The 17,885-nt window shown below is 45.9% G+C and carries 17 protein-coding genes, 1 tRNA gene and 1 other RNA gene; all 19 read right to left on the bottom strand.

Annotation, left to right across the window (positions count from 1 at the left end):
- Positions 1–47 precede the first annotated feature (47 nt).
- The 19 genes from ACTRXF_RS02920 to opp3C all read right to left on the bottom strand — a co-directional run bounded on the left by ACTRXF_RS02920 (position 48) and on the right by opp3C (position 17,880).
- Positions 48–890, bottom strand: coding sequence for an aldo/keto reductase (locus ACTRXF_RS02920; RefSeq protein WP_474261205.1), 843 nt, complete (start codon positions 888–890; stop codon positions 48–50).
- 170 nt (positions 891–1,060) lie between these two features.
- Complete coding sequence (locus ACTRXF_RS02925) at positions 1,061–1,975, bottom strand: ROK family protein (RefSeq protein WP_474261206.1); 915 nt, start codon at positions 1,973–1,975, stop codon at positions 1,061–1,063.
- A 15-nt stretch (positions 1,976–1,990) separates the two neighbouring features.
- Entirely contained in the window at positions 1,991–3,427 is a 1,437-nt protein-coding gene (locus tag ACTRXF_RS02930; protein ID WP_474277752.1) for a glycoside hydrolase family 1 protein, read from the bottom strand.
- Between the two features lie 27 nt (positions 3,428–3,454).
- Complete coding sequence (locus ACTRXF_RS02935; protein WP_474261208.1) at positions 3,455–4,342, bottom strand: carbohydrate ABC transporter permease; 888 nt, start codon at positions 4,340–4,342, stop codon at positions 3,455–3,457.
- Positions 4,343–4,360: 18 nt separating this feature from the next.
- A complete protein-coding gene (locus tag ACTRXF_RS02940; RefSeq protein ID WP_474261209.1) occupies positions 4,361–5,233 on the bottom strand; it encodes a carbohydrate ABC transporter permease in 873 nt (290 codons plus the stop codon).
- A 92-nt stretch (positions 5,234–5,325) separates the two neighbouring features.
- A complete protein-coding gene (locus ACTRXF_RS02945) occupies positions 5,326–6,873 on the bottom strand; it encodes a response regulator transcription factor (RefSeq protein ID WP_474277754.1) in 1,548 nt (515 codons plus the stop codon).
- Positions 6,842–8,665, bottom strand: coding sequence for a sensor histidine kinase (locus tag ACTRXF_RS02950; protein WP_474261211.1), 1,824 nt, complete (start codon positions 8,663–8,665; stop codon positions 6,842–6,844). Before ACTRXF_RS02950 ends, ACTRXF_RS02945 begins: the two co-directional genes overlap by 32 nt.
- 108 nt (positions 8,666–8,773) lie before the next feature.
- Positions 8,774–10,057, bottom strand: coding sequence for an ABC transporter substrate-binding protein (locus ACTRXF_RS02955; RefSeq protein ID WP_474261212.1), 1,284 nt, complete (start codon positions 10,055–10,057; stop codon positions 8,774–8,776).
- Positions 10,058–10,238: 181 nt separating this feature from the next.
- Positions 10,239–10,469, bottom strand: coding sequence for a YaaL family protein (locus ACTRXF_RS02960; protein ID WP_474261213.1), 231 nt, complete (start codon positions 10,467–10,469; stop codon positions 10,239–10,241).
- Between the two features lie 10 nt (positions 10,470–10,479).
- Complete coding sequence (gene recR, locus ACTRXF_RS02965) at positions 10,480–11,076, bottom strand: recombination mediator RecR (RefSeq protein WP_091615138.1); 597 nt, start codon at positions 11,074–11,076, stop codon at positions 10,480–10,482.
- Positions 11,077–11,087: 11 nt separating this feature from the next.
- On the bottom strand, positions 11,088–11,399 hold the full coding sequence (locus ACTRXF_RS02970) for a YbaB/EbfC family nucleoid-associated protein (RefSeq protein ID WP_022792923.1): 312 nt from the start codon (positions 11,397–11,399) through the stop codon (positions 11,088–11,090).
- A gap of 18 nt (positions 11,400–11,417) precedes the next feature.
- Complete coding sequence (gene dnaX / locus ACTRXF_RS02975; protein ID WP_474261214.1) at positions 11,418–13,169, bottom strand: DNA polymerase III subunit gamma/tau; 1,752 nt, start codon at positions 13,167–13,169, stop codon at positions 11,418–11,420.
- Positions 13,170–13,321: 152 nt separating this feature from the next.
- An RNA gene (gene ffs, locus ACTRXF_RS02980) (signal recognition particle sRNA large type) lies at positions 13,322–13,587 on the bottom strand.
- Between the two features lie 87 nt (positions 13,588–13,674).
- Complete coding sequence (locus tag ACTRXF_RS02985; RefSeq protein WP_322525327.1) at positions 13,675–13,845, bottom strand: YycC family protein; 171 nt, start codon at positions 13,843–13,845, stop codon at positions 13,675–13,677.
- A gap of 86 nt (positions 13,846–13,931) precedes the next feature.
- Positions 13,932–14,417 carry a tRNA adenosine(34) deaminase TadA gene (gene tadA / locus ACTRXF_RS02990; protein ID WP_474261215.1) on the bottom strand — a complete coding sequence of 162 codons (486 nt, stop codon included), beginning with the start codon at positions 14,415–14,417 and terminating at the stop codon, positions 13,932–13,934.
- A gap of 83 nt (positions 14,418–14,500) precedes the next feature.
- A tRNA-Ser gene (locus ACTRXF_RS02995) sits at positions 14,501–14,593 on the bottom strand.
- Between the two features lie 126 nt (positions 14,594–14,719).
- Positions 14,720–15,652, bottom strand: coding sequence for an ABC transporter ATP-binding protein (locus ACTRXF_RS03000; protein ID WP_474261391.1), 933 nt, complete (start codon positions 15,650–15,652; stop codon positions 14,720–14,722).
- A gap of 2 nt (positions 15,653–15,654) precedes the next feature.
- Positions 15,655–16,707, bottom strand: coding sequence for an ABC transporter ATP-binding protein (locus ACTRXF_RS03005; RefSeq protein WP_474261216.1), 1,053 nt, complete (start codon positions 16,705–16,707; stop codon positions 15,655–15,657).
- An 18-nt stretch (positions 16,708–16,725) separates the two neighbouring features.
- Positions 16,726–17,880: an oligopeptide ABC transporter permease gene (opp3C, locus tag ACTRXF_RS03010; RefSeq protein ID WP_091615150.1), complete on the bottom strand. Its 1,155-nt coding sequence runs from the start codon at positions 17,878–17,880 to the stop codon at positions 16,726–16,728.
- Between the last annotated feature and the right edge of the window lie 5 nt (positions 17,881–17,885).

Below are 17,885 nucleotides of genomic sequence, written 5' to 3' on the forward strand. Positions count from 1 at the left end.
AAGAGGAGCGCCCTCTTTCCGGCTTTTTTATATTATATAGCACAGGTTTAAAACTCTTCGTATACCGCTGGGTCCTGATCATTTATGCGCCCGTCCGGCTGAGTCAACGAAGCAAGCATTTCCATTTCGCGCTCATCGAGCGAAAAGGAAAAGATCGAAAGGTTTTCAATCTGCCGGCGGGGCGACATCGATTTCGGTATCGGTATTGTGCCCAGCTGATAATGCCAGCGCAGAATAATCTGAGATACCGTTTTATTATGATTATTTGCTATTTTACGAAGCGTTTCATCCTGCAGTACATCGCTCGCCTTTGCCAGCGGACTCCAGGATTCGGTTTGGATGTCATGCTTTTCGTGCCATTTTCTTGATTCTTCCTGATTAAAATACGGGTGCAGTTCAATTTGATTGATGCTCGGCTTCACGCCTGTCTCTTTTTCAAGATGTTCCAGGTGTTCCGGCAAAAAGTTACATACCCCGATGGAGCGGACAAGCCCCCATTTTTTAGCCTCAATCAACGCCTGCCATGCTTCAACGTAATGCCCCTGCTTCGGATTCGGCCAATGAATCAAATACAGATCATAGTAATCCAGCCCTGCGCGGTACAGCGATTCCTGGATTGCCGGCACGGCCTTTTCATATTTCTGATAGCGTCCCGGCAGCTTGGACGTTATCCGGAGCTCCTGCCTCGGGACAGAGCTGCGCCGCACAGCTTCTCCTATGGTACCCTCATTTTCATAGTTGTATGCCGTATCGATCAGACGATAGCCTGCATGAATCGCCCGGTCCACAGCATTAGCGCCCTCATTTCCAATCACCGCCGCGGTCCCAAAACCGATGACTGGAAGCGTCAGGCCATCATTCAGACGGATTTCCGGAATTGAACTATTCATCAATAACTCATCCTTTCCCTGAAAGCTTGAAATATGTTCATGCTTTTGTTCGGTAGTTCTCTTCCCTTTTCGGAAGGTTTATTAACCTAAAGAAAAAGCCGGAAAAGAAATATAAACTTTTCTGGCCCCAGTACGTATACTATTTTTATCTTCACCGTACTATAAAAGGTTTATATTGAAGAATTTTTCTGCTGTTCTTTTTTCTTCTGCTCCATTAGGCCATGATACACAGCCCCGAGGAGGTTGGAATGCTGACGAAACTTAAAGGCTGCGATCGATGGCTTGATTTTCCCCAGCGGCAGAGATTCCATCATTCTATCCAATTGTTCATTCACTTTTGCAATAAGATCTTCGCGAGCGCTCACTCCGCCACCAATAGTGATTAATTCCGGATCGTACATGTACTGTAGGTTGTAAATGCCTGCCGCTACATAGTAATAAAATTTTTCTACAGCTGCTGCAGCCTCCTGATCATGTTCATCTGCAAGCCGGAAAACATCTTCCCCCGTATAGTCAGCGGGATCTCTTTGTTTCGAATTGGCAAACCGACGTACCAATGCCTGGGTAGACGCCAATCCGCTCCACGTCTGGCTAAATCCTAACTCCTCTGCATTTAACAGCATGTAGCCAAATTCACCACCGTGCAGATTATTTCCCCGGTGCAGCACTCCGTCCTTAATAATCGCTCCGCCAATGCCTGTTCCAATAACTACCGACAGCATATCCCGGACTTCGGTTCCTGCCCCTTTCCATACTTCCGCATATGCTGCGCAATTCGCATCATTTTCCATATAAACCGGCAGTTGCACTCTTTTCTGAAGCAGTTTTTTTATATTCGGACCATGCAAATAGGGAAGAGCACTGGATCCTTTTATAATACCTTCTTCAGTTACTGCACCCGGTGAGCTCACTGCGACTGCCTGAATAGGAGAGAGCTTTTCACAAAGCTGGCCTACTGTTTCTACTAAAGCATCGACGCTGACAGGGCTTTTGGTTTTTTCTTTTAATTGAATCGTTCCTTCTTCCGTGATTAACGCATATTTTATAAAGGTACCGCCCAGATCTACTGCTAAATACGTATTCATATTATCCCCGCCCTTTTATTTATAAGGCTCTTCTTCCACCTTAAGTGTACGGGTTTTGATCACATTCTGGAACCAATAGGCGGACTTTTTCATGGTCCGGTCCCGATTATTTTCCAGGTCGATGGAGACGAGCCCGTACCGGTTCTTAAACGCGTTCATCGGGGAAACGTTGTCGGAAAAGGCCCAAAGCATATAGCCCCGGCAGTTCACGCCTTCGTTGACGGCCGCCAGAAGCCATGCTAAATGCTCGGTAATAAACGCAATCCGGTAATCATCCTGAATGATTCCCTCCGCATTTTTGAACCGCTGCTCGTTTTCAACCCCCATCCCGTTTTCCGCAATAAACCATTCGATGTTTCCATACTCTTCTTTCATGCGGATCGCCATATCGTACATAATACGCGGAAAGATCTCCCATCCGCGGTAAGGATTCATTTTTTTCCCAGGGAGGTCGAAGGGATCGTAATAGTACCTTGGATGAAACGGAACCTGCTCGTTCCACCCGGACGTCCGTGCCTGCACGCGGTGAGGAAAATACAGGTTCAGTCCGACATAGTCCACGGTATAGCTGCGGATCGTATCCAGGTCTTCCCCGGTCGCGGTAAAGGCAATATCGTGCTTATGCATCAGCTCATACAGCTCTTCCGGATACTCTCCTTTAATCGTTGGATCCAGAAACATCCGGTTAAAAAAAAGATCGTGCTTGTTTGCTGCCTCCTGGTCATGAGGCGCTGTCGAACGGGCATACGTGACTTCTGGATTGAGAATGACACCGATTTTCGCTCCAGTCCTCTCAGCGAGCTGTTTTTCCCGGAATAGTTTCACGACCCGGGCGGTCGCAAGTGTTTTATGAAAGTTCCACTGCATCCACTTTTTGGTGTTCTGTTCAAAGGGATAACGAATCGCATCCAAATACATGCGGGTCTGCGGCACGATGGGCTCATTAAACGTCAGCCAGTGCTTGACCCGGTCCCCGAGCCGGTCCATCACTTTTTCAGCGTATTTTTCGAACAAAAGCACGACATGCTTTGACTCCCATCCGCCGTACCGCTCAAACAGCTCGGCGGGAATCTCGTAGTGCTCGAGGCAGATCATCGGCTCTACCCCCTGGGCGATTAATTCATCCACCATGTCCTCCACATACGAAGCATAATCTTCATCAACAATGGCATTTTCATAATCGGTTAAAAACCGGGACCAGTTCACCGAGGTGCGAAAATGCGTCAGACCGATGGTTTTCATGTAGCTGATGTCTTCTTTGTACCGATTTCGGAAATCCGTGGCCACGGCCGGACCATAGCCGTCATGCCAGACATGCCGATTATTTTTATACCAAAGGTCCATATATGAATCCTGGCTCTCCTTCTTCCCGGACCAGCCCTCCGACTGCCAGGCCGACAGCGCGGCCCCGAGCATAAAATTTTCTGGAATAGTTAATGTTTTAGTAGACATATTTTCGTCTCCTTCATTTTAAAAATATCAGCCTTTTACAGCTCCCTGCGTCATACCTTCTACGATTTGCTTTTCCATCAGCAGATAAAAAATGATTGTCGGGACCAGTACAAGGGTTAACCCTGCCATCTGAGCCGGATAATTTGTTGTATAGGCTCCTGCAAAGTTTGCCAGGCCGAGTGGCAGTGTTTGAAGCGCTTCGTCGCTGATAAGCACCAGGGCGAATGCAAACTCGTTCCAGTTATTAATAAAGTTGATGATGACTGCCGTAGCAATGGCCGGCCTTGTCATTGGCAGAATAATGGACCAAAAGATACGGAAGACCCCGCACCCGTCCATAATTGCTGATTCCTCCATTTCCTTCGGGAACGAACTCATAAAGCTGGTAAGTAAAAATACTGTGATAGGCAGATTAAACGCTACATACGGGAAAATTAATGCCCAGTATGTATTTAAAATTCCTAAATTCTGCATAAGAATATACATCGGTACGAGTGTGGCGTGGATCGGGATCAAAAGACCAATCACGAGAAAGCCATAAATGAATTTTTTACCCCGGAATTCAAACCTGGATAAAAAGTAGGCTGCAAGTGCGCCGGAAAAAATAGAAATCAGCACAGCCACCGCCCCGACCAATACACTGTTAAAGAAAAATGTACCGATATTTGCTGTTACCCACGCATCCTGAAAGTTTTCGAAAACCCAATTAGCCGGAAGCCCGAACGGATTTAACGAAAAATCCTGGCTCGTTTTAAATGCGTTCATGATCATCCAGAAGATAGGGTACGCATTCACGATGGTGAATAAAATTAAAATGATGTATACAAGCGTCCGCCGGAGTTTTCTTTTTGTTTTCGCCACAGCGTCCCGGTCTACGGGAGCCGCTTCTCTTGGTTCTACTTTATTTCCCATCATATTTCTTTTCTCCCTTCTCTATGTTCTTTTAACGCCCATTACTTTTGTCGTGATCAAAATCAGGATTAAGCTGAATACGAGAATTAAAATCGAAAGCGCACTTCCATACCCGTAGCTCAAACCTTCAAATGTTTCGCTGTACATATAGGTAGCCATTACCTCTGTGGAATGCGCGGGTCCTCCCTGCGTCATAACATAAATCAAATCAAATGTTTTTAAACTACCGCTTATGCACAGGACAATCGCGACTAAAATAACGTTTCGGATAGAAGGAAGTGTAATGTGAATGATCTTATGCCATTCCCCTGCCCCGTCAAGTTCTGCTGCTTCGAGCAGCTCCTTGGGAATCGTCTGGAGAGCAGAAAGAAATATAATGAAATACAAGCCAACAAACTGCCAGACTATCGTAATTAAAATAGCAAATATGGCGGAATCCGGGTCGCCAAGCCAGTTCTGCTGGAGAAAACCAAGCCCTGTAGTCTCCAGTAAATTATTAAGAAGACCCTGCTCTGAGTTGTAGATCATTCTCCATGTAATAGAGATGACCACGGTCGAAATAACTACTGGAAGAAAACCGATCGTCCGGAAGAACTTCGCTCCTTTAATTTTCCGGTTTAATAATAGAGCCAGACCCAGCCCAATTGGAATTTGTCCAAGTACAGAGGCAAGCACCACTAAAATATTATTACGCAGTGACAGCCAGAACGTAGAATCCTGAAATGCAGTAATGTAATTTTCTATTCCGACAAAGCTCATGGCGGAGAAGCCGTCCCAGGCCATAAAAGAATAGTAGAAAGAAATAAAAATCGGAATAATGCCAAATACCATATAAATAATCAATGGCAGCACCAAACCTAAACCAATTTTCCATGGACTTCTGAGCAAGTGCATTTTTCCCACCCCTTTTTAGAAAACGCTTACATTTTGATTATAAAAGGAGTGGCTTATACAAAAAATCGACTTTTTTAACATAATATCCACATTTATTGAGTATTTGTTGTATTCATAGCCCGGTACTGCGTAGGGGTCGTTCCCTTATATTTCTTGAACACCTTCACAAAATATTTGTACTCGCTGTAGCCGACATATTCGGCAATCTCAAATACCCGGTTTGAAGTAGTGACCAGCAGCTCTGAGGCTTTTTCGATGCGGAGCGTATTTAAATAATCTGAAAAGCTCAATCCTGTTTCCTGCTTGAATAATATACTGAAATAATTTGGAGTAATGAAGTGATCTTCAGCGATCGTTTTTGCCTGCAGATCGTGCTGATAATTGTGCTTCATGTAGCTGAGCACCTGATCAATGATCCAATTAGTTTCTTTTCTGTTTGATAAAGCTCCGGCCATGCGAAGCATATCCTCCATGAAGAAGCTTTGAATATCTTCGACTGTATTATAAATACGCATATCGACATCCTGCTGAAGCTTAAACTCATTTATATCAAACGTCCGCTCCTGTATTTGGGAAAACACCTTGTTTTTTATTACTACTTCAAGCTCTCTCATCATACGGAAGGCTGGTTCAACAGCTGTATCTTTTTCAATTAATTCGTCAAATACTTTCTGTACAAGTTCTTTCGCCTCTCCAGTTCGTCCTTCCATAATAAAAACAGCCAGCTGATCCTGAAAGGCTTTTGTAACCGACAGGGATGGTTCCTGTATTTTTTCATTTAGCCTGGATGTAACGCGTTTAGAGGTACCTCTAATGCTGGTTAAAAATGTATCCGCTTGTTCATAGAGCCTTCGGATATCTTGAAAAGACCCGGAAGCAGACACTGCTGCCTGGACGTTTATCCCTTTCTCTTCGATTTGTTCCTGCAGTTTCGTTATTCGTTCTTTCTTTACAGTCAGGCCCGAGTCGTCCCCACAGCATATATATATCCATTCATTTTCATGCCTCCATACGCGGACGAATTGCTTAGACCACACCGCCAGATTTTCTTCAAACATCTGCATCAACTGCTCTTTCTGCCCTTCTTTTTCTATTCGTCCTTTCCCAAGGGCATATTCCTTTATTTCTGCAACCACTACGTAATAGCTTTCGTACTGTTCTTCCCATCGAACCATTTCTCCAACTGTAATGTGGTGACGGAAAAGCTGTTTTTGCACTGCAAGCTTTAGCTTCTCCCCCGGATCATTATAGTCTTTACTATCATAATGTTTTTTGTGCTGAAGTCGTTTTACGATTGTTAACAGCTCTTCAATGTCGATTGACTTCAGTAAAAAGTCATTCACTCCCAGGCGGAGAGCCTGTCTAGCGTATTCGAATTCATCATATCCACTGAACATAATCACTTCTATATCCGGATGGAGCGCTGTCAATTCTTCTGTTAAAGCAAGGCCATCCATATTAGGCATCGTAATATCCGTAAGAACGATATCTATTTTGTGCTCTTTTAATATGTCCAATGCCTCGATACCGTCATAAGCTACACCTTCTACCTCTACATCAATGCTTTTCCAATCAATCGTTTGAGAAAGCCCTTCGCAGATCATAGGTTCATCGTCCACGATCAGTATTTTCGTTGTCATTTGCCTCCCCCTCCTCATGGTCGAGGTACGATTCGGTATTTTTTTCTTTTAAAACAGGGAAATGTATTTGAATATGCGTTCCTTTCTTTGCCGGCACCAGATTCAAACCAAAGGCTTCCCCGTAAGTAGTGGTAATACGCTTCTCAATATTTTGCAGCGCAAATCCCTGACGCGATTCAGGAGAGCTGCTTTTTAATTCTTTAATATCCAAAGCCCCAATGCCCAGCCCATTATCTATGACATCTATAATAAGCTTCTCTCCCACCTGATAAGCCCGGACATCGATATGGATCGTCTGTTTATTAGCTCCCATTCCATGCTCAATGCTGTTTTCAATCAAAGGCTGCACAATCATTTTCATGACGGGCACATGCTCCAGTCCTGTTTCCACAAATAATGAGTAATGAAGTTTTGCCCCCATTCTTCGTTTTTGAAGCTCCAAATAACTTTTCGTACTCATTAATTCATCTTCAAGGTCCACCCAAGTGTTGCCCTTGCTTAAGGTATGCCGGAAAATCCGGGAAAGATCTTCAATGCTTTTACCAGTGTTAGGGGCGTTTTCCAGCCTCGCTGACCATCGGATCATGTCCAGAGTATTATATAGAAAATGCGGATTGATCTGACTCTGCATCGCCTTCAGCTCTGATTCCTTCGTCTTGAGCTCCAATTTATATTTTGTATTGATCAATGATTGAATTTCCTGCACCATTCGGTTAAAACGTCTGCTTAGCGTACCGATTTCATCTTTGGAAGCTACTTCCACCCGGGCAGTAAAATCTCCCTTTTCCACCCTTTTAATTTCTCGTGTTAAGGCTCCTATAGGCTTCAAAACAAACATGAAAAAGCCTGTGATGACCAGGATACTTAAAAGAATAGTGCCAATGATAATACCGGCAGTAATATGGCGTACATTGGAAAGCTCCGTTGCTATATACGATTCCTTCACCATAGAAACAAGATATAAATCTTCGAGCTGCTTGGAGGAAACGTAATAATCTTCGCCGTTGTAGCTGTATTTAAAGGGCTCTTCCTGTTCGTTTTTTATTCGCCGCATAAGTGTTTGGTCGGAAAAAGAGCTTCCGGCGGTTTCTTTGTCTGCATGAAGCATCAATGTGCCATCTTCCCTCAGTACAAATAAATCGCTGGAGTCGTTTTCCAGATCGCTCATTAAGTAATCATACAATTGCTGCTCATTTAAGTGGATCCGTACCTCTCCTATTGAATTCGTAAAATCATACCTGCTGTTAATCTGGCGAAACAGGCTGATCACTTTTTTCTCTTCTGCCGGAAAACCCGTCTGCACTTCGTATGGATCTGTCCACAGCACCCGACCCTCCAGTTCTCTCGAGACCTTGACCCACTTCTCATTTTCGTCTTCAACATAGTCCCCCATCATAATGGAACGTCCATTTTCTCCTTCAATAAAAACAGACTGAAAATAACTTTTATTTGTTAAATGAAAGGTGAAAAATGCGCGCAGATTTTCATTCATGTTGCTGAATTCTTCCACCGTGGCTTCTCCGTCTTCAAGGGTCAAATACTGATGGAATTCGTTATTATATATAATGTATTCCGAAATATCCTCAATCTCTCTCATTGTGTTACTTAAGTCAGCTTCAATGGAAGAAAGGTTTTGATTGGAGGTTTCAAGGGCCTGTTGACGAAGAATATTGTTAGACTGATAAAAAAAGATAACGCTTACTGCTAAGATAGGAAGCGTAGCCAGGCAAAGAAATATGATGGTTGATTTTGATTTGAGGCTCCAGTCCTTTACTTGAAGCTTTTTACTCACTGCCCTGCCCTCCTTTCTTTGAACAAAAAGGAGGATAAACCTGGAATTCGGTTATCCTCCTTTTACTTAGTATATACGAAATTGTCTCTGATAGGCAGACAGGCTGAACTACTCTACTTCTTTTTGCAAAGCTTCACCGATTTCTTCCGGCGTCGTTTCCCCTAGAGTTAAAGCCTGAAGCTGGTTTTCAAGTTCATCGTTTAAGCTCGGAGTGAGAGTGGCATCATACACTGGGGCATTTTCTGCCTCCTGCGTAAGCTCCATCATTTCTTTTATAAGCGGATCCAGTTCATCATTTGGATTTTCTACATTTGTCGGTACAATCCGTCCCACCGATTGAAGCTCTTTAAACAACTCCTCGTTATAGAGCCATTTTAAGAATTCTTTGGCTGCTTCTTTTTTCTCGTCAGAGATATCACTGTTAATCGCGCTCGCGCTTCCCATTGTATTTGAAATGCTGTTACGATCCCCTAAAGGAATCGTAGCAAGACCAATATTCTGATCCTCCTGTTTATTTTCAATAATTTCAGTAGCCGCCCAGTTGCCATCCATTACCATGGCAGACTCCTCCTGCAGAAATTGATCTATCATCTGCATACTGTCAATCGTATTCAAATCATTATTAAACGCTTCCATGTTATTTAATTCTTCAATGACCTCAAGACCCTGGATAAACTCTGGATCAGTAAATTTTCTATCTCCATTTTCCACATCCTCCAAAAAGTCAGGACCTGTAAACCGGTCCGCTATAGTGGAGATGTAGACTGACTGCAAAACCCATCCGCCTGAATTTCCAAGAGATATTGGCGTTACATCTTCATCCTTTAGATCTTCAATAAGCTGCAGAAATCCGTCGTAATCTTCAGGAAAGCTGTCATATCCGACCTTACTTAGCATATCCTTGTTATAGTATATAAAATGTGTTGGGTTACTATTTACCGGCACTGCGTATGTGTTGTCTTCTATTGTAAACTCATCAAAGGATCCCTCTTCCAGTAAACCGCTGTCAAGCCAGTAATCCTCTATATCATCAATCGGCTCCACCGCGCCCGCTTCCACAAGCGGTCGGAGCTCTGCTCCCGGCCATACCTGGAATACATCCGGCAGGTCCCCGCCAGCGGCCCGTGTATTTAACCTTGTACGATAATCATCATTCGGTGTTGTATTTACATCCAGTTGGATATCCTCATGTTCATCATTAAATTTATTTACTACTTCCATGAATGCTTCAAAATCAGGACGTCCTGTATCAGCCGATTTCCAGTAGCTGAGCGTTACCACATCGTCATCTCCGCCGCCGCTGCTACTGTCATTTCCGCACGCAGCGAGCCCACCGAGCGCTAGTACACCAGCCAGTGAAGCCGCTACCGGCTTTTTCCATCTACTCCCCATGATATATCCCCCTCATTAATGTAATCGCTTTCAAAAATAATCGTATCATGAGGCTTTTAAGGAAGTAATACAACAAAATTTGAATAATATCTACTTTCTTAATCTGAGTGTTTCTTTCCTATTATGTAAAAAGCCGCTTCAGATTCCGGATATCCCAGAAGCCTAAAGCGGCTTTTTTGTATTAATTCCGAATAAACGGGCTTGTTTTTACTTCATACCTCTGATGCCTTGCTTCTTTGAGTAAAAAAACATACTTGGCCTGATGAATTTTAAACTGGATCGTAAGCTCTTCCGACGGCTCCACGCTTTTATTCAACAGTTGCTGATACTGCTCCATTTTTTCCTTCGCATCGTAGATATGGTCCTTCAGCCGTTCGAGCTCCTGTTTTTTCAGCTTCTTTTTCAGTGGCATACAGATCCCCCTACAGCTCGCGACGTCCTTCAATGGCTTTTGATAATGTTACTTCATCAGCGTATTCCAGATCCCCGCCGATTGGCAGACCATGAGCAATTCTTGTCACCTTCATACCAGTTGGTTTTAACAGCTTCGAAATATACATAGCTGTAGCTTCTCCCTCAATAGTCGGGTTCGTCGCGATGATCACTTCCTGAATCTGCTCGTCCTGCAGCCGGGTTAACAGATCCGGCACGTTAATGTCCTCGGGCCCGACACCGTCCATCGGGGAAATCGCCCCGTGCAACACGTGGTACAGCCCTGAAAATTCCCGCATTTTTTCCATAGCTATAACGTCTTTGACGTCCTGCACGACGCATACGATAGAGCGGTCGCGCTGCTTGTCCTGACAGATATAGCATGGATCCGTATCAGTAATGTGGTGGCAGACCGAACAATATGTCAGTTCCCGTTTTGCATTAACAAGCGCTTTGGCAAATTCGAGAACATCGTCTTCTTTCATATCTAATACATAAAAAGCCAGCCGGCCGGCCGTTTTCGGGCCGATGCCGGGCAGCTTCATAAAGCTGTCGATTAATTGCGAAATAGGTGTCGGATACTGCACCTGATCTCCTCCTAGAACATTCCGGGAATGTTCATTCCTTTAGTAAATTTCCCCATGTCCTGCTCAACAAGCTCATCCACTTTCTTCAGTGCTTCGTTCATTGCTGCAAGCATAAGGTCCTGAAGCATTTCAACATCGTCCGGATCAACAACATCTTCGTCAATTTCAATGTCTAAAATCTGTTTATCCCCGGAAGCTACTACTTTTACAGCTCCGCCGCCGGCAGTTGCTTCTACCGATTTTTCCTTCAGTTCTTCCTGAGCTTTCTGCATATCCTTCTGCATTTTCTGCATCTGCTTCATCATATTTGCCTGGTTTTTCATTATAAATTCCTCCTCATATTAGTGATCCACGACTTCGACAAACTCAGAGCCGAAGCGCTTCACTGCTTCTTCCACCAACGGATCCGGCGCCTCTTCCTGTGAATTTTCCGGAGCTTCGGCTTCTTCGCTCTCTGCTGCTTCCGTTCCATTTTCCTGCTGATGCTGCTTATAATCTTCCTTAACCCTTTCCCATTCATTTGAAAGGATCGTGTATGGCTCCAGTTCTTTCCCTGTGATTTCCCGAAGGGCGTCGATAACTTCCTGGCGGAACTTTGTTTCAATCATATTGCGGTGCATTTCGTTTTTAAAAGCCAAAAGCACGGCTGTTTCATTCACAATCACTGGTTTAGAGTTGTTCAGCCAAGCATGTCCGGGCACGCTTCTCGCCCGCATCGCATTCATCACATTGTTCCATTGATTGGCCAGGTCCTGCAGGTCCTGCTTCGTCGCTGTTTTTAGAATCTCTTTAACTTTACCCTGTGACGGGGAAGAAGAAGCTCCTTTTTTGGAAGCACGCCTGGCCGGCTCCGGCTTCGGCTCTTCAGCTGCCGAAGCTTCCTGAACCGAAGCTGCCGGGGGCCCTGGTTTTTCTTTCAATGCTTTTTCAAGCGACGCAATACGGTTTTCGAGACGCTCAGTTCTGTCATCCGAAATACTGCTTTCTGCCACCGGGGCGGTACCTCCGGAAGAGAGGTGGCAGGACTGAATCAGCGCAACCTCCAAAAAGATTTTAGGATGACTAGACCAGCGCATATCCTGGTGAATTTTATTTAACTGATCAATCATCTGGTAAATCCATTCTGCCGGGACATCAGAAGACAGGGATTCAAATTCCTGATCAAGTGTAGCCCGGTCCAGCAGCTCCTGCATCCCCGGAGCTGCCTGGTGCAGCAGCATATCCCGGAGATAGTAGATGATGTCTTCCATAAAACGAACCGGGTCTTTGCCTTCCTTTACCAGACGGTCGGCTGCCTGCACCGCTTCAGCTGTATTCTGTTCCTTCAATGCACGCACGGTATCTGTCAAAAACTGCTGCGAAACGGCACCGGTGATCGCCAGTACGTCTTCTGCCTGTACCGCATCTTCAGCAAACGACATTGCCTGGTCAAGCAGGCTGAGGGCATCCCTCATTCCACCCTCCGCCGCCCGGGCAATCAGGTAAAGTGCCTGCTCCTCCGCTGAATCCTGCTGCTCCTCAAGTATATATTTCATGCGTTCGACCAGCGTCTCCGGCTGGATACGCTTAAAATCAAAACGCTGACAGCGGGAAACAATTGTAAGCGGAATTTTATGCGGCTCCGTGGTAGCCAAAATAAAAACAGCATGCTTCGGAGGCTCTTCCAATGTTTTCAGCAGCGCATTGAAAGCCCCGGTCGACAGCATGTGCACCTCATCGATAATATACACTTTATAACGGATATCCCTCGGAGCGGCAATCACGTTTTCGCGGATATAACGAATTTCATCCACTCCGTTATTGGAGGCAGCGTCAATTTCTATCACATCAACGACTGAACCGTCCATAATGCCTCTGCAGGCATCACACTCGTTACATGGTTCAGCTGTCGGAGCCTGCACACAGTTAATTGCTTTGGCGAAGATCTTAGCGGCACTCGTTTTTCCTGTTCCTCTTGGACCGCTGAATAAGTAAGCATGGGAGAATTTTTCCTGCACGAGGGCGTTTTGAAGCGTTTTTGTAATATGTTCTTGGCCCACTACGTCTTCGAGCAGCTGCGGCCGCCACATCCGGTATAAAGCTTGATGGCCCAACCATGTTTCCCCCCTTCTTTTCCGTTTCTTCCTCTGTCCATTATACCTATTTATAAAGGTATTTTCAAAACTCAAACGACCTGAGGAGGCATGCAAATATAAAAATAAAACGACCCCTGAAACGGAATCGTTTAGCTGATATGTTTATAGAGCCGTGCACCTTTCTTCGACAATATTTTCATAAGCGTTACCTGCGCAGTTTGCTCGGTCCAGGCAGCTCTGCGGCACACGGAAGAGTCCGCTTACTGCTGCTTCCTTCCGGACCTGACAGGGTTCGCGGGTTTCCGTTGCGCAGAACCTGGACGTCAACACCACTTACGCAGGGCAGACCCTACAAAAATAAAGCCTCGGAAAGGGATTCGGTCTTGCTATAGCGGATTGCAAGTACAGGGCACCGCTACCTCCCCACTTAGCACGGCAAATGGGTTCACTCTATTTAGGCACTTCTAATTGAAGCGCATTAATAAGTATATCTATTTTTTCGATAATATGCAACCGGTGAAGTTTAATCGGCAGACATGGATTTACAAGAGCTTTTACCGACTTCTTTTTCTTCCCATTCGGCAATTTTTTCTTTAATCAGATGAGGTGGTGTATGCATGATTTGCTCAGCCGGAACATTCAGCTTTTCGGAAAGCTTTTGCGCCGTTTCCACGGTAAATTGATTTGAACGCACTGGAAAACCTCCTGTTTATTCAATAATTTTGTTAAATATAGCACGGCCTGCTTCTATATTCCAAATAGAATTAAACGACTGTAGAGCTATTCCCCGTTTTCTTTCTTTTTATTCTTTTTCTTATCTCTCATTCGCCGGAAAAATGACGTGAGAAGACGTGCACAGGTGGTGCTTTCAACTTCGGGAATGACGTCACAGCGGTGATTAAAGCGCTCCTCCTGAAGCAGGTTCATCAGCGTTCCGGCGCAGCCTGCCTTTGGGTCGTACGCTCCAAAAACGACGGAAGGCACCCGGGACTGCACAATAGCCCCTGCGCACATCGGACACGGTTCAAGCGTAACGTAAAGCGTGCATTCCTCAAGCCGCCAGCTGTTTAAAAACGTACAGGCTTCCTGAATGGCAATCATCTCAGCATGAGCAGAGGCCTGCTGATCTTCCTCACGCCTGTTCCGTCCCCGACCTATCACTTCATTCTGATAAACGATGACCGCACCGATAGGCACTTCTCCAGCTGCTTCTGCCTGCTCTGCCTCGCGGATGGCTTCCTGCATCCAATATGTATGTAGATCCATTACCGTCTGCCCTCTTTTCACTTGTAACGGGTAGTGGCGTTAAAAAAAACTGCCGTCTCGGGCAGTTATCACTGGTAAATTAATGGCGGAGGAGGAGGGATTCGAACCCCCGCGGGCCGCAAAGCCCCTGGCGGTTTTCAAGACCGCTCCCTTCAGCCAGACTTGGGTACTCCTCCGTGCTGAAAAATATGTAGCTTGGTGACTGACAACGATAATCATAGCACAGGCCCAACCGTTGATCAACCCATACAGAAAGAAAATTTCCCCGTTCCTCTACGGCTTATGGAACGGGGAGATATATTTTATACCGGTGCCTGCTGCTGCATCTCTTCAAATTCTTTACTTGTGCACAGCACGTAGTGATCCTTTGTTACTTCCCGGAATTCAGGCTCTTCGCTCTGGTCATGATCTTCCGGGTTATAAGCAAGCCGGCGTCTTGTGCGTTCGTGTACCGGGTCCGGCTGTGGAATCGCGGATAGAAGCGATTTCGTATACGGATGCAGTGGATTTCTGTAAAGCTCTTCACTCGAAGCAAGCTCTACCAGACGTCCAAAATACATGACACCGATACGGTCGCTGATATATTTTACCATGGACAAGTCGTGGGCAATAAACAAGTACGTTAAATCCTCTTCCCGCTGAAGCTTTTTCATTAAGTTAACGACCTGTGCCTGAATCGACACATCGAGAGCCGAAATAGGTTCATCGGCAATGATAAATTCCGGCTTCACAGCAAGCGCCCGCGCGATCCCGATCCGCTGGCGCTGGCCCCCGCTGAATTCGTGTGGATAGCGCTCCGCGTGTTCCCTGCTCAGCCCGACCGTTTCGAGCAGATCATACACACGCTGACGCCGCTCCTCTTTATCCTTTGCAAGTCCGTGAATATCAATGCCTTCCGCGATAATATCAATGACCTTCATCCGCGGGTTCAACGAGGAATATGGATCCTGGAAAATCATCTGCATCTGGCGGTTAAATTTTTTCAGCTCCGCCTTGGATTTTTTCCCCTGCACATTTTCTCCCTTGAACAAAACCTCGCCGCTAGTCGCTTCATACAGGCGGATAATCGAGCGCCCGGTCGTTGACTTTCCGCAGCCCGATTCTCCTACAAGGCCAAACGTTTCACCTTTATATATATCAAAATTCAAGCCATCGACTGCCCGAACGACACTCTTTCTGCCTGTTTTAAAGTGCTGACTCAGATTTTTGATTTCCAGTAATTTCTCATCACTCATATCTACTGTCCTGCCTCCCATTTCCCGTCCATCTCCTCAATGCGCTGCTGTACTGAGGCGGGTGGTTGTACATCCGGTGAGTTTTCGTGCAGCAGCCATGTCGCTGCGTAATGCGTCTCAGAGACCTGAAACATCGGCGGCTGTTCTTCATAATCGATTTTCAGCGCGTACCGGTTCCGGGGAGCAAAAGCGTCTCCCTTGGGAGGATGAAGCAGATCCGGAGGCGTCCCCGGGATGGCAAACAACTCTTCCTCGCGCTGGTCTACTGTCGGCATGGAGCCTAGGAGGCCCCATGTATACGGATGCTTGGGGTTATAAAAGAGTTCATCAACAGAACCGATTTCTACAATTTTACCAGCATACATAACTGCCACCCGGTCCGCCACATTTGCCACAACACCCAGGTCATGCGTAATGAAAATGATCGAGGTTTCAAACTCCTGCTGGATGTCTTTCATGATATCGAGAATCTGAGCCTGAATCGTTACGTCGAGCGCTGTTGTCGGCTCGTCTGCGATCAATACCTTCGGGTCGCAGGCAAGTGCAATAGCAATGACCACCCGCTGGCGCATACCGCCCGAAAACTGGTGTGGATATTGATCCATCCTTGCCTTCGCATCCGGAATCCGGACCAGCTCCAGAAGCCGCACCGCTTCTGTTTTCGCTTCCTCTTTGTTCATGCCGCGGTGCATCCGCAGCCCTTCCATCACCTGCGTTCCTACCTTCATCGTCGGGTTCAGGGACGTCATCGGATCCTGGAAAATCATCGCAAAATCCTTGCCCCGGTATTTGGTCATCTGTTTATCGCTCAGCTTGGCAAAATCCTCATCCCCGTATAGAATATTGCCGTTTTTAATATAACCCTTCGGCGCCGGAAGCAGGCCCATCAGCGCTTTTGTCGTCACCGATTTACCCGATCCGGACTCGCCTACGATCGCCAGCGTTTCCCCTTTTCCGACTGAAAAACTAATGTCTCTTACCGCCTGAACTTCACCGTTGGCGGTTTTAAAGGAAACACTTAAATTTTTCACTTCTAAAATGGTCTCATTACTCATGTTCGTTCCTCCCACATTCTAATCGCGCATCTTCGGATCAAACGCATCACGCATACCGTCAGCCAGAATATTAAAGGCAATCATTAACACCGATAGCACGACGGCTGGGAATATTAATACGTGCGGCGTAGTCTGCAGAGCATCAAAGCCGTTATCAATCAACACCCCGAGCGAAGCATTCGGCGCCTGCAGTCCAAGGCCGATAAAGCTCAGAAAAGCTTCGAAGAAAATCGCATTCGGAATTGTAAACATCGTGTTTATAATGATTAAGCCTAATGTATTTGGCACCAGATGCCTTGTAATAACTTTGGAGTTAGATAAACCGAGCGTCTGGGAAGCCAACACAAATTCTTCGTTTTTCAGCTTAAGAATTTCTCCCCGGACGATACGCGACATCCCGATCCATCCGGTAATCGCAATCGCAAGCGATATGGAAAGGATACCCGGATCGAGTACGACAATCATCAGAATTAATATAACCAAATTCGGTATACCGGAGAGAATTTCGAGTATTCTTTGCAGAATGTTATCTGTCCTTCCGCCAAAGAAGCCGGAAATACCACCATAGGCAACACCGATAAACAAATCAAGCAGCGTCGCAATCAGGGCAATGTAGAGCGATACCCTTGTACCGTCCCACGTTCTTGTCCACTGATCACGACCGAGCCGGTCTGTACCAAACCAAAAGTTCTCTTCCACCCCGGCTTCTGCATAAGTATCAACACTCGCCTGAACCTGGGCGGATCCTACCGAACCGTCGCCTTCACTCAGCGTTTCATATTCTACGTAGTCCCCTTCACCGAAACGGCTTTCAGCGTTCATCTGCGCCTGCTCGGCGGAGATATGCTCGAATACATAGGTTTCCTGGCCGTCCATATTTAAAAACCCAATGTTTTCTAAAACAGGTGCCTTTGGAGGCAGATTGGACCTCGATAAATCCTGCTCCCTCGGCGTGTATTCATTCATCATTGGGCCAAATATCGCGAGCAGCGTAATTAACACTAAAGCGGCCAGAGAAATCATAGCTGCTACGTTTTTACGCAGCGCGCGGAACGCATCCTGCCAGAACGTCCGGCTCTGGCGGTTGATTTTCTCTGTTTCCTCCTCATTGACATCTGCCGGGGAAAACAATTCCTTATTATATTTTTTTTCTTTATCATTTTCGTGCTGCATAATGT

The sequence above is a fragment of the Marinococcus sp. LNHM3E3-2.2 genome, assembly GCF_056034385.1.